Raw genomic sequence first — 12,927 nt, forward strand, 5'->3', positions numbered from 1 at the left:
GTTGTCCTTCAGAAAGCTCAAAACAAATAGGCAAACCACCACTATCAACCGCAAGATGAATTTTAGTTGAATGACCACCACAGCTCTGACCTATTTGCTCGGAATGCTCCGTTGCAGCGCCTGTACTATGTTGATGAGCCCTGATAATCGAGCCATCTAGGAACACCCATTCAAAATCCGCTAGTTGTGATAAATGTTTGAAAATATCAACTAATATTCCTTTTTTAGACCACAAATTAAATCGTCTATAGACGGTGCTCCATTCACCAAACTCTTCTGGCAAATCTCGCCAAGGAATACCGGTTCTCATTCGGAAAAGGATCCCTTCAAACGTCATCCGATGCTCGGATTTATTATAAACTCGGCCGGTATTTTTCATTATTTGTAGTAGCTTTTCCCACCGTTTATCTGTTAGCATTGTTCTTGGCATGATGAATCGAGTTAGGGTTGTTTTTTGCAGAATTATTATAACTCACATCATGCCGTCTAAAAAATAACCACTAAAGATCAACACGCCCTAATAAGTTTGTATGAATTGTTTAAAACAGTTTAGAATAATATAACAAGCAACTTTACACATTAAAAAGGCATAAAACAATCATGGTTGGTATTGTTTTATAATTGCCTGATATTCATATGATTGTCCATCTACCGATAATATCAAATCATTTTTAATGAAAGATTGATCAATATTTACAGAGTAACCGAGTAATTTGCTTAATAAAAACACAAGATTGGATGTGTTTATCATGTTTTCATCGTTACGATAGCTTTCAATTTCTTGGCAAGGATACTCATCATATGTTGAATATATCATTAAAGGAATTTCAAATTGGTTACTAAATTCTTTTGTTTTTCTTAATAGTCCATGCCCTAAATTAACAATTTCACCGTGATCCGGTGTATAAATTAAGATGAAATCATTCAATTTTTCTTTCAGTATTGTATAAATCTGTTTTACAACTCGATCTGTGTGGTGAATAGTAAGATCATAGTCATCTCCTTCTGGTAAAGCAGACACATCTAGTTCATCGTAACCAAGCTTATAAGGTTTATGGCTTCCAGCTAAATGAAGAACGATAAAATTTTTCTCATTATTTTGAAAATCTGTCTGAATCAGTTGTTGCGGAAGTTCTAGATCATCTTTCAGATTTTCGATAAAGGTATTACTTAGTTTTGCTATAATAGAGTATTTGCTACTGTGTGGACCGGATTCTCCATTTTTAGATATCCAGTAGGATTTATAATTTTGAAAATTAGCCATTTCAATTATATTTTTTTCATCTAATAACGGGTGTTCATTTTTTGGTTTTGCGAATGAAAATAACATTGGGACAGCATCTCTTGTAATTGAAGCTGGTGAGTGCACTTCATTTATTATACAACTATTTATTTGCGTGAAAATTTTTTGCATTTCAGGAGTTGTATTTTTTTTGTATCCATAAGTACTATGTCTACCACGGTATGCCGATTCACCTAAAATAAATATTATATTTTTATATTTTTCAAAGGTATCGGAATTATTTGTGTCAATTATCGAAGAATTGAATTTTTCATGCTGAATAACATTCGTATATTTTTCGGAGAATCCTAAATAATCAACTATTAATATGGCTGTATTCCCAATTACAACAGGATATTTCACTCGTATATACTTATTCAAAGAAAAAAACGGATCAACTTCAAATTCAACAATATGTCTTTTATCTGATAAATAATAGTATAAAGTGTTTTTAAATAAGAAAAAGCAACAAATAAACATTATTGACCAATATAATGTTTTGCTTCTAAAAGATATACTTATTTTATTATATATGAAATAAGTATAAATTATCGAAAAAAGAAAAGAAGGCAATATGATTGATAGAAATTCATTTTTTATCATTATATAGCTTTGATTTGTATCATTTTCTAAAGCAGTTTTCAAAAGAGAATCAGAAATATAACCATATTTTAAATTAAAAAAGAGCTCAATAGCTAAAATAAAATTGAAGAGTCCAAATATAAGTAATTTTATCCATTTTGTTTTAGGAAAAATTACCAGAAAAAGTAAATAAATTAATAATGTATAACTAATATTAGTTAAGTTATTTATATTTATTATATTGTATGCAATAAAAATAATTGCAAAGTATAAAGTAATAAAAACTTTTTGTTTACTTGAAACAAAAAGACTTAGATTTTTGTTTTTAAACATTAAACACAGCCTTTAATCATTATCTATAATCTAATTGCAAAATAATTTCTTTATTAAATAAGTTGAGTAAAATTTAAATCCTTTAATAATTGATCCTTTTTTAAAACATTGTGTAGCATAAACTCTAAAATCAACGGTTCTCATTTTATTTTTATATGATTTTAAAGAACTATTCGCCCATGGAGTAAAATGTTTGTAAAAACTATATAAATCTTGGGCGAGACCATTATGTTCTTCGTACCACATTTTTCTTGGTCCAGTAAAATGAACAAAGTAAGGTAAATTTTCTTTATTATAAAAAAACTCTTCTTTTTGTTGCTCTGTCATCCAAGTAAATAAATAGTTCCATTTAGAATCAATTATTTTTATATGATTTTGTAATGTAATATTTAGTGCATCTTGATCTGCATATTTTAACGAGCTATTTTTAAATAAAATTTCGTTAGTTTTTTCTTCAATATTAAACATTATCCAATTTGGTATATTAATATAAAGTACTCCAGCATTAAAATAGTCATTAGAACTTAATTTTAATCTTGACGAATTTACATTGGTTTCTTCTTTTATCGAGTCTAGGCCAACTGCACAAACAGAATTATCAATATCAATATCACTTATAGCTGATATATTTGAGAAACATAACACATCTGCGTCAAGGTATAGTATTTTTTCTACATTATCCGGTAACAATCTGGGAACCATTAATCGAATAAATGTTGAATTATTAATATGGTTAGTTGTAAATTTATGCCGATATCTATCAAGGTCAGTTTGCTTAATTTCGTAAGTAACAATTGAGTTAGAAGTCTGTTTTAATCTTTCTATATCGTTTTTTTTTGCATTATATAAGAAAACATGAAATTGTATTTTTTCATTTAAATTATTTAAAATAATTGATTGAATAGATACTGATACATGTTCAAGATAATTAGAATCGGTGCAATATGCTATGTGTATAATATTGTTTTTCATGCCGGATTTTGTTTGAAAAAATTTACATTATTTATGTCATTACTAAATTCAGATGTCAATATAAAATTGATTATCACTTCATGGTTTATTTTAACATATGTTACAATAATCTAATTATTTTAAACCAAAGCTGAAAGTTAGCATAATAAGATGAAAGAGAAACTTTTTATTAGTAAAACTACTCCGTTATTTAATAATACTATAGGGGCTTTAGATACCGTACATATAGCATTTTGTTTTGATGATAACTATGCAATGCCAGCAGGTATTGCAATGTCATCAGTTATATTGAATAATCTGGATAAAAATCTGGTTTTTCATTTGTTCGCTAATAATGTTTCAAATGAGAAAATATTAAGATTTAATCAATTAAATGAAGAAAATACTTCTATCATTTATTATGAAATTAGTGATGATTTCTCAATTAATCCGGATACTTTATTATTACATGTATCGGCTTCTACTTGTTTACGTTTCGTTGTTCCGCAAATTTTGAATAAAATAGCTTCTCGTATTTTATATTTAGATTGCGATATTCTGTGTACGAATAATCTTAATGAACTGATTAATACTGATTTAACAAATAAATTTTCAGCCATAGTGCCGGACGTTGGAAAAATGCAAAAAAAACAATGTGCAGCATGTGATATTCCATATGGAGAATACTTTAATGCTGGAATGATTTATATTAATACGGATATGTGGGTGCAAAATAACCTTACGGAAAAAGCTTTTGCGATGATTAACAGTGGTAACGTTTATAAATTTGCAGATCAAGATGTTCTAAATATCTTAATGCAGGGTAAAACAGTATTCTTACCTAAACGCTTTAATTATCTTACTGCGCTGACTGTGGATGGAAAAGAAGATAATCTTATCGGCGATGATGCCGTGATTATTCATTATGTCACCGGTAATAAGCCTTGGTATAAACTATATTTGACACCACTTTATCAACGTTATATCAAGTCTTCTCCATGGGTAAACGATAAATTATTGCTAGCTAATGAAAATGCCCCATCAACCACAAGAAGATATGCTAAATTACTTGCTAGTCAGCATAAATATTTTTCTGCATTGAAGTATTATTTACTTTATTTGAAACATAAAGCGTTCAGAAGACGTTAAGGAATAATGTCGTGATTAATGTTGAGAAATTTATTAACAAAAAAAATGAATTATTATCCTGTGTTTTTTTGAATAATAAACATGTATTACATATTCTTTTGTGTTTTGATGATAATTATGCTCTATCAGCTGGTGTAGACATTGTTTCAGTTATTGAAAATAATAAAAACAATCAGCTCTATTTTCATATTTTTACTCATAACATTTCGCAAGAGAATAGAAAAAAATTTGCGTCAATCAAGTTTGATAATGCTTCTATAACTGAATATGTTATTAATGATGAGTTTAAAATTGATCAAAAAAATACAAAACAATTCCCTATATCAGCATGTGTTCGGTTAATAGCTCCAATAATTTTAAAAGATATAGCTGAAAGATTGCTTTATATTGATAGTGATACACTTTGTTTTAAAAATCTAAATTTTATTAATGAAGTTAATTTAGATTCTGCTATTGTTGCAGCTGTTGCTGACGAGCCATATATGCAAGAGTCTCAGTGTACTAAATATAATATAACATATGGGACATATTTTAATTCTGGTGTTATGTTAATTAATATTCCACTTTGGTGTCAGGAGGATATTACTTCTAAAACACTAACACTATTGAATAGTGGTGAAAAATATCAATACCCAGATCAAGACGTATTAAATATTGCAATAGGTGAAAAAAGGATTTTATTAGCAACGAAATATAATAATTTATTGGCGTTATCAATAAATGGCAATGAAGATTCAATTGTCCCAGATAATACTGTATTGATTCATTATATTACTAAAAACAAACCTTGGCACCAGCCTTATCGTTCAACATTATTTGATTTTTATTTACAACAATCACCATGGAAAAATGATGAGCTACCTTTATATAGTTGTAGAAAAACTTCCTCAATCCGAGCTTATTCTCGATTAATGTTTAAACAAAAAAAATATTTGTTATCAATAAAGCATTATTTAATTTATTTAAAGGTAAAATTTACAAAGTGAAATGTATGAATTTTTATTGTTAACATATTGTAATTTTTAAGTGATTATTTTATTACTTATTAAGAGAAAATTTGTTGATTAAGCAATTATATTCATACACTTTATTTTTATTTAGTTCTTTGAACTGCCAGTATTTTTATATATCTTTTTTACTTAGTTATTGTTATAGTTCTAACAGTTTAAAAGTTATTAGTGATTCAATTCTGTTACGACAATAAGTCGTTATTCCAATTAGCGGCTTGTTGTTTTCATAACATTGTATAATTCCAAAGTTAGTTTTCAAGTTTGTTGGTATTTTAAACTTATTTTTTATTAGGTATTTTAAGTGATTGATGATTTTGCTGAGAATGGTTTGCTTGCTAAGGCTATTAATGGATTTGTGGCAAGAGAGCCACAACGAAACATGGCAAGTAAAGTCTCTGAATCAATAAAAAAACAGCGTTCTCTTGTGGTTGAGGCGGGAACAGGGACTGGCAAGACCTTTGCTTATTTAGTTCCTGCATTACGTAGCGATAAAAAAGTAATACTTTCAACTGGCTCTAAAAATTTACAAGAACAGTTATTCAGCAAAGACTTACCAATAATCAAAAAAGCATTAAATTACACAGGCAAAATAGCCTTGCTTAAAGGTCGAGCTAATTATCTTTGTTTAGAACGGCTATATCATCAATATGCAGCAGCAGGAGATCTTGATAAAGATTTACGTGTTGATTTAGTTCGTGTAAAAAATTGGTCAATTAAAACTAAAGATGGAGATATTAGCAAATGCACTACTGTCACAGAAGAAAACCTAATTTGGCCAATATTAACAAGCACAAATGATAATTGTTTAGGCAGTGATTGTGAACACTATAGTGATTGTTATGTTGTCAAAGCGCGTAAACGAGCCCTAAATGCAGATGTTGTTGTAGTTAACCATCACTTATTTTTAGCTGATGTTGTAGTAAAAGATACTGGTTTTGGCGAACTTATTCCTAAAGCAGATGTCATGATTTTTGACGAGGCTCATCAACTACCAGATCTTGCTTGTCACTATTTTGGTGAGCAGCTAACCAGTCGGCAACTTTTTGACCTAGCTAAAGAAATTAACCTAGTTTATCGTACCGAAGTCAAAGATATGTCCCAGCTACAGCAATGTGCGGATAAACTACAAAAATGTACGCAAGACTTACGAATTGTTATTAACCAACAACCACCAAAAGGTAACTTGCGTTTTTTATTTAACCAAGAAGCAGTTAAAAAAGAGATTTCTTATCTTGTCGATGCATTAGACTTTTGTCATGAAGTTTTGTTATTGACGGTTGGGCGTTCGACAACATTAGATAACTGTTTTGAACGAATTAATCAATATAATACGCTATTAAAACGCTTACAGGAGACAAATGTAACTGGTTTTAGTTATTGGTATGAAAGTAGCCATAACTATTTTGTTTTTGCGCTAACGCCCTTGTCTGTTGCCGATAAATTTACTGAACTATTAACACAGCGAAAAGGCAGTTGGATTTTTACGTCAGCAACGTTATCGGTTGATAATCAATTAGATTATTTTACTAAACGCTTAGGGCTAATAAATGCCGATTCACTAATATTAGAAAGCCCATTTGATTATATTAACCAGACGATTTTGTGTGTTCCACGTTATATTCCATCGCCAAATGAGCAAGGCAATGCTGAAAAATTAGCTAATATTTTATTGCCTGTTATTGAAGCTAATAATGGTCGTTGTTTCTTTTTGTGTACCTCATATGTAATGATGAATGCACTAGCTAAACAATTTCGAGAATTAACCAAATTGCCAGTATTAGTACAAGGTGAAACCAGTAAAGTTAAATTGCTTGAACAGTTTATTCATACGGGAAATGCGCTACTTATTGCTACGAGCAGTTTTTGGGAAGGGATTGATGTTAGAGGTGATACCTTATCATGTGTTATTATAGATAAATTACCGTTTACGTCTCCTGATGATCCGTTAATTAAAGCACGTATGGAAGATTGTCAAATGCAGGGCGGGGACGCATTTAATGATGTACAATTACCAGAAGCGGTGATCACCTTAAAACAAGGTGTAGGGAGACTAATTCGCCATCACAATGATCGAGGGGCGGTTATCATCTGTGATAATCGTTTAGTAATGCGACCTTATGGTGCAACATTTATTAATAGCTTACCACCCTCACCAAGAACACGGGATATAAATAAAGTTATAAACTTTTTAATAACTAAAAGCTAAATGATAATAGATAAAATATTTTGGAAAAAAAATGAGTACTATTTTAGCCATTGATACCTCAACAGAAGCTTGTTCGGTTGCTTTACTTTACCGTAACGAAATCACTCACGATTTTATTGTATCAGCTCGTGATCATACTAAACAAATATTACCGATGATTGATAGACTTCTTAAACAATCAGACTGTTCACTTACGCAAGTTGACGCAATCGCCTTTGGACAAGGTCCAGGTAGTTTTACCGGCGTTAGAATTGGTATCGGCGTGGCTCAAGGTTTAGCGTTAGGTATTGATAAACCCATGATAGGTGTATCAACGCTGATGACTTTGGCTCAAGGTGTTTATCGAACAACGCAAGCAACAAACGTTATTGCCGCAATTGATGCTAGAATGAGCGAAGTTTATTTAGGACAATATCATTATAAAAATAACCAATGGCAAACAGTTATTTCGGAATGTGTTATCTCACCCCAAAAAGTAATAGAAAAAGTGAAAAAGATGAGCAATGATAGCTATTGTGCCGGCACAGGTTGGCAAACTTATCCTGATATGATTAACGATATAAAACAAAGCGATATCTTGTTACCTCATGCACAAGATCTTGTTGTTCTTGCTAAGAATCAATGGCAAAAGAATGAGCTCGTGAATGTTGAAGATGTCGAGCCAACTTATTTACGTAACGAAGTGACTTGGAAAAAGTTGCCAGGACGATAAAATAAAAAAAGCCACTCAAAGGTGGCTTTTGGTTCAAAAAGTTGTGTATTATTTATTCTTTAAAAAGTCCTAAATGCGCTTTTGCATAAGCCTCAAAATCAGTACAGCCACCGATCGGTTTTTCATCAATAAAGATTTGTGGCACCGTTTCTACTGGTTTACCCACGCTTTTAGAAAGATCTTCTTTAGTAATGCCTTCTACATTAATATCGACATAGCGATAAGAAAAATCATCACGCTCTTGAGAAAGTTTTTCAGCTAATTCTTTCGCTCGAACACAATAAGGACAACCTTGACGTCCAAAAATTACTGTATACATTTTTGCCTCTAATCGTTTATCTTTAAATATAGCCTTACTATACTTAACTTTTAAAGAAAAAAAAACAGTAAAATATAGTTAATTAAATAGATTATACCTATTGATAGTGAGATTGGAAAGATGATCGATTATTATTCATAAAAATTTGAATTCACTTGCTCATTTTTTTGCAATTTAGATTTAATATTTAAAATATTTCTATTTATTAAAATTCATCATATATCATTTTTAAAAATTTTTAAAAAAAATAAATGAGCAAAGGCTCAGAACAACGGTTAATAAAGAGTTAAAACGATTATAGCAAATCAAAGAAGGATAATTAAATTGCTTTATTTGGTGAAACTTAATTATATACATGATTAATCGAAAACTTAGAATTATCCATTTTTTTATTTTATACTAAAACACATAGTTACCTGAAAGTTTTTGACAAGTGCTTATAATTCTGTTTAGCAAAAAACAAATCGAGTTTCCAATAGTTTTGGCTTAGGTTATGTCCGATATTCGATTATTCGTAAAGTGCAAATTAGCACTACGAGTGCCGTGATGCAGTGGGTAGCACTTCACGGGAGTGTGTCGATTCTTTTAGGAAAAAACTGAATAACTGAGCAAAGTATAGATGTTCTTAAAGAGGGCGTATAATGGATAATACGAATAATTGCATATAATGCGTCTAGCTAAAATATCATATAAAGCAATTAGAGTGTTGAAAGATTATCGCTTTTAAAATTATAGCACTCATTTAATTTTATTATGTTAATTGTTAGGTAGAAGTTATAATCTTCATTAATTAACTAGCTGGATATGAATATGCTGAAAAAATTGTTATTGACTGCTTTATTACTACCTATCACCGTATTTGCTGCTAAAAAAGAGTGTGGCGTTAAACCCAGTTATGATATTACGATTAGCAAAGAAAGTGTGCATATTTTTAATAAAAAAAATGATTTCACTATCATGCCAAATGGAATAGTGGTTTTAAATAAACAATCAGTAACACTTAATCCGCCATTACAAAAAAAACTAGTTCAATTTCAACAAGATTTACGCCAACAGTTACCGCAATTAGAACAACAATCGTTAAGTCTTTTATTAGATGTGAAAATGACTTTTGAACAGGCGATAAAAAATCAATTGGGCGACGATAATGAACTAAAAAGTGAATTAAACAAGTTATATAAACGTTTAGTCAAGTTGTTACATGCTTCGATTATTACAGAAAATGGCAATACACGATTTTCTTACCAAAATTTCAATAATCTAAAAAAAGATGGCGAAGATATCGGTCAGCGCATTTTTTATAATATTGTGGGAGGAAGTATTTTGCATTTCGAGTTCTTTAAAAATTTAGGCGCAATCAAGCAAATCTCTAAAAATGAGTGGAAAGCTCAAAAACCTAAATTAAAAGCTTTTGATGCTCATATTTGTTCTGTGATTACCGATATTGATGCGCAATACAAAGAAATATTAACTCAACTTAATCAATCTATTCATAAGTAAATAGACATTAATAAAAACTTTTGCGAAAATGATGCCTTTACTATGATAGCTAAACGGAAGCTTATGACTGCACATATCATTGATGGAAAAGCATTAGCACAACAAATACGAACTGACATTGCTAATAAAGTTAACACACGTATTGAAAAAGGTCTATCTGTTCCAGGGCTTGCAGTAATTCAAGTGGGTTCAGATCCCGCATCAAAAATCTATGTCAAAAATAAGCAAAAAGCTTGTGATGATGTTGGTTTTATTTCATTTGCGTATGACCTCCCAGCGTCGACTACTGATGAGTTGTTGGCATTAATTGATGAACTCAATCAACGATCAGATGTGCATGGTATTTTAGTACAACTTCCTTTACCTGATAATATTGATAAAACTAAGGTGCTTGAACGTATTGATCCGAGTAAAGATGTTGATGGTTTTCATCCTTACAATATTGGCCACTTATTACAACGTGATCCGATTTTACGACCATGTACACCATATGGTGTGGTTAAAATGCTTGAATCAACAGGTATTAATTTATCAGGATTAAATGCCACTGTGGTTGGTGCATCAAGCATTGTAGGTCGTCCTATGGCATTAGAATTATTGCTATTAGGTTGCACAACAACCATTACCCATAGTCGTACCGTTGATTTAGCCAAACATGTGAGTAATGCAGATATCGTTGTTGCAGGAGTTGGCATTCCTAATTATGTTAAGGGTGAGTGGATAAAACCAGGCGCAATTGTTATTGATGTTGGTATCAATCGTCTGCCAGATGGTAAATTAGCTGGCGATGTGGAGTTTGAGGCTGCCGTTAAACGGGCTGGTTGGATAACGCCTGTGCCAGGTGGAGTTGGTCCAATGACTGTTGCTATGTTGATGAGTAACACGCTTGAAGCCTGTGAAAAGTTTAGCAAATAAATAAAATTACTTTAAATTCATTGAGTTTGGAATTAATAGATTTACGTTAAATTAAAAAAGGAGTAGGGATTTTTTATGATTACATTTCACACTAATTTAGGTGATATTAAAATCAAAACTTTTGACGATAAGGCGCCAGAAACCGTTAAAAATTTTGTTGAATATTGCAAAGACGGTTTTTACAACAACACAATCTTCCATCGTGTTATTAATAATTTTATGATTCAAGGCGGTGGATTTGAACCTGGTATGAAGCAGAAAAAAACAAAATCGCCAATAAAAAATGAAGCAGATAACGGACTAAAAAATGATCGTGGTACTTTAGCGATGGCACGAACATCTGATCCACACTCTGCCACTGCACAATTTTTTATCAACGTAGTGGATAATGATTATCTTAACTTCCGCTCTGCTGATGTTAATGGCTATGGCTATTGTGTTTTTGCACAAGTCGTCGAAGGGCTAGACGTTGTTGATAAAATCAAAGTCGTTAAAACAGGGCGTAGCGGTATGCATTCAGATGTTCCTGTGGAAGATGTCATTATTACGAGTGTTACGGTTGAATAATCCTGTTCGTTATTTTATCGCTGATATTCATCTAGCCGATAATGAGCCTGATGGTTATATGGGTATAACCGCAGGCTTTCTGTCTTTTTTAAATACACTACCCGATAATTGCGAACTGTATATTTTAGGTGATTTATTTGACTATTGGGTTGGTGATGATGTCAAAACCAATATACAACAACAAATTGCACTGGCATTACAAGCCTTATCAAAACGTCATATCAAAAAATATTTTGTGCATGGTAATCGTGATTTTCTGTTAGGTAAAAGATATGCTCAGCAGTGTGATATGATTTTATTGCCAGAAATTAACTGCTTGCCCAATCAAGAAAAAAATATTGTTTTTTTACATGGCGATTTATTATGTATTGACGATCTTCAATATCAAAAATTTCGAAAAGTTATGCACAATAAGTGGTTACAAAAACTGTTTTTATTACTTCCGCGCTTTGTTCGGCTTAAAATTGCGGCTAAGTTGCGGCAAAAAAGTAGCCTGCATAATCAAATTAAATCTGAATCTATTATGGATGTCAATCAACAAGCGGTGGTTGAAAAGATGGTTGAATATAATGCGGATATTATGGTACACGGGCATACACACAAACCTGCAACACACCACTTTCAAATTGAAGGCACCCGAGCAACTCGTATCGTGCTGGGGGCATGGCATGATGGCGTGACATATATCAAACAAGAACAAAATAGTAATACTTTAGCTCTTTATAACCATTCTTTTAAATAATCACTTTGTAAAACATGCTCGACTTTACCAAACTCGCTCAGCTTGCCTTGTTCTAAAATTGCTACATTATTGGCTATCTTTTTAACTTCATTAATATTATGTGTTACATAAATAATCGGTATATTTAAATCATTGGCTAACTTATCAATATAAGTTAATAGCTCTTTTTTTCTGGGCATATCAAGGGCGGAAAGCGGTTCGTCCATCAGCAACAATAGAGGATTGGTTAATAGTGCTCGACCGATTGCTACCCGCTGTTTTTCGCCACCAGATAACATTGCTGGATAGCGATTTAATAATGAGTGGATATTAAGTACTTTCACGATTTCGTCAAATTTTGAAGAATTGAAGTTTTTAGCACCATAAGTTAGATTTTTAATCACATTATAATGAGGAAAGAGTAATGCATCTTGAAAAACCGTACCAATCTGACGTTTTTCAGGAGCGATAAAAAGGTTCTTATCACAATCAACCAGTGATGTGTTATTGAGTTTGATATAACCTTGGTCGGGTTTAATTAATCCATTAATAAGGTTGATTAGCGTTGATTTCCCCGATCCTGAAACGCCTAAAATAGCAGTAACGCCTTGGCAATCCATATCATGATTGAATTGGAAAGAAAATGAAGCCAATTGTTTGCTAACCTGTATTTTTAACAT

Annotated in this window: 13 protein-coding genes; 8 read left to right on the top strand and 5 right to left on the bottom strand. The window is 31.4% G+C overall.

The features are described 5' to 3' along the window. The 3 genes from ACYIAL_RS02100 to ACYIAL_RS02110 all read right to left on the bottom strand — a co-directional run. Window positions 1–430 (bottom strand): IS5 family transposase (locus ACYIAL_RS02100; protein WP_483750839.1); only part of this gene is annotated, 430 nt, incomplete at its 3' end. Window positions 431–598: 168 nt separating this feature from the next. Beyond that, entirely contained in the window at window positions 599–2,197 is a 1,599-nt protein-coding gene (locus ACYIAL_RS02105) for a phosphoethanolamine transferase (protein WP_174796065.1), read from the bottom strand. Between the two features lie 30 nt (window positions 2,198–2,227). Next, a complete protein-coding gene (locus ACYIAL_RS02110) occupies window positions 2,228–3,169 on the bottom strand; it encodes a glycosyltransferase family 8 protein (RefSeq protein ID WP_174796066.1) in 942 nt (313 codons plus the stop codon). A 150-nt stretch (window positions 3,170–3,319) separates the two neighbouring features. Between ACYIAL_RS02110 and ACYIAL_RS02115 the strand changes: the two genes are divergently transcribed. From ACYIAL_RS02115 to tsaB, 4 genes are all read left to right on the top strand, one after another. Further along, the gene (locus ACYIAL_RS02115) at window positions 3,320–4,297 is read left to right on the top strand and encodes a glycosyltransferase family 8 protein (RefSeq protein WP_174796067.1); all 978 of its coding nucleotides are present in this window, start codon (window positions 3,320–3,322) and stop codon (window positions 4,295–4,297) included. An 11-nt stretch (window positions 4,298–4,308) separates the two neighbouring features. Then, the gene (locus ACYIAL_RS02120) at window positions 4,309–5,283 is read left to right on the top strand and encodes a glycosyltransferase family 8 protein (protein WP_483750840.1); all 975 of its coding nucleotides are present in this window, start codon (window positions 4,309–4,311) and stop codon (window positions 5,281–5,283) included. Between the two features lie 325 nt (window positions 5,284–5,608). Further along, entirely contained in the window at window positions 5,609–7,513 is a 1,905-nt protein-coding gene (gene yoaA / locus ACYIAL_RS02125) for a DNA repair helicase YoaA (protein WP_174796069.1), read from the top strand. A 31-nt stretch (window positions 7,514–7,544) separates the two neighbouring features. Then, on the top strand, window positions 7,545–8,225 hold the full coding sequence (gene tsaB, locus ACYIAL_RS02130) for a tRNA (adenosine(37)-N6)-threonylcarbamoyltransferase complex dimerization subunit type 1 TsaB (protein WP_174796070.1): 681 nt from the start codon (window positions 7,545–7,547) through the stop codon (window positions 8,223–8,225). A 52-nt stretch (window positions 8,226–8,277) separates the two neighbouring features. Here tsaB and ACYIAL_RS02135 read toward each other — a convergent pair whose 3' ends face one another. Then, window positions 8,278–8,544, bottom strand: coding sequence for a GrxA family glutaredoxin (locus ACYIAL_RS02135; RefSeq protein ID WP_174796071.1), 267 nt, complete (start codon window positions 8,542–8,544; stop codon window positions 8,278–8,280). Between the two features lie 810 nt (window positions 8,545–9,354). Between ACYIAL_RS02135 and ACYIAL_RS02140 the strand changes: the two genes are divergently transcribed. The 4 genes from ACYIAL_RS02140 to ACYIAL_RS02155 all read left to right on the top strand — a co-directional run bounded on the left by ACYIAL_RS02140 (window position 9,355) and on the right by ACYIAL_RS02155 (window position 12,268). After that, window positions 9,355–10,044, top strand: coding sequence for a DUF2884 family protein (locus ACYIAL_RS02140; protein WP_483747572.1), 690 nt, complete (start codon window positions 9,355–9,357; stop codon window positions 10,042–10,044). 63 nt (window positions 10,045–10,107) lie between these two features. Beyond that, the gene (gene folD, locus ACYIAL_RS02145) at window positions 10,108–10,959 is read left to right on the top strand and encodes a bifunctional methylenetetrahydrofolate dehydrogenase/methenyltetrahydrofolate cyclohydrolase FolD (protein WP_174796073.1); all 852 of its coding nucleotides are present in this window, start codon (window positions 10,108–10,110) and stop codon (window positions 10,957–10,959) included. A 75-nt stretch (window positions 10,960–11,034) separates the two neighbouring features. After that, a complete protein-coding gene (ppiB, locus tag ACYIAL_RS02150; RefSeq protein WP_174796074.1) occupies window positions 11,035–11,526 on the top strand; it encodes a peptidylprolyl isomerase B in 492 nt (163 codons plus the stop codon). Continuing rightward, on the top strand, window positions 11,495–12,268 hold the full coding sequence (locus ACYIAL_RS02155; protein WP_174796075.1) for a UDP-2,3-diacylglucosamine diphosphatase: 774 nt from the start codon (window positions 11,495–11,497) through the stop codon (window positions 12,266–12,268). Before ppiB ends, ACYIAL_RS02155 begins: the two co-directional genes overlap by 32 nt. On the opposite strand, the gene modC is transcribed toward ACYIAL_RS02155, so the two are convergent. Beyond that, window positions 12,247–12,927: a molybdenum ABC transporter ATP-binding protein gene (modC, locus tag ACYIAL_RS02160; protein ID WP_174796076.1), complete on the bottom strand. Its 681-nt coding sequence runs from the start codon at window positions 12,925–12,927 to the stop codon at window positions 12,247–12,249. The two genes, ACYIAL_RS02155 and modC, sit on opposite strands and share 22 nt — an antisense overlap.

This window comes from Gilliamella sp. X-57, from assembly GCF_057063565.1.

What these genes read in the sequence shown, in the direction of transcription:
- ACYIAL_RS02140 (WP_483747572.1), top strand. Translation starts at nt 9,355, where the DNA reads ATGCTGAAAAAATTGTTATTGACTGCTTTATTACTACCTATCACCGTA.
- ACYIAL_RS02155 (WP_174796075.1), top strand. Translation starts at nt 11,495, where the DNA reads ATGTCATTATTACGAGTGTTACGGTTGAATAATCCTGTTCGTTATTTT.
- modC (WP_174796076.1), bottom strand. Translation starts at nt 12,927, where the DNA reads ATGTTAAAAATACAGGTTAGCAAACAATTGGCTTCATTTTCTTTCCAA.
- tsaB (WP_174796070.1), top strand. Translation starts at nt 7,545, where the DNA reads ATGAGTACTATTTTAGCCATTGATACCTCAACAGAAGCTTGTTCGGTT.
- ppiB (WP_174796074.1), top strand. Translation starts at nt 11,035, where the DNA reads ATGATTACATTTCACACTAATTTAGGTGATATTAAAATCAAAACTTTT.
- ACYIAL_RS02105 (WP_174796065.1), bottom strand. Translation starts at nt 2,197, where the DNA reads ATGTTTAAAAACAAAAATCTAAGTCTTTTTGTTTCAAGTAAACAAAAA.
- folD (WP_174796073.1), top strand. Translation starts at nt 10,108, where the DNA reads ATGACTGCACATATCATTGATGGAAAAGCATTAGCACAACAAATACGA.
- ACYIAL_RS02110 (WP_174796066.1), bottom strand. Translation starts at nt 3,169, where the DNA reads ATGAAAAACAATATTATACACATAGCATATTGCACCGATTCTAATTAT.
- ACYIAL_RS02115 (WP_174796067.1), top strand. Translation starts at nt 3,320, where the DNA reads ATGAAAGAGAAACTTTTTATTAGTAAAACTACTCCGTTATTTAATAAT.
- ACYIAL_RS02135 (WP_174796071.1), bottom strand. Translation starts at nt 8,544, where the DNA reads ATGTATACAGTAATTTTTGGACGTCAAGGTTGTCCTTATTGTGTTCGA.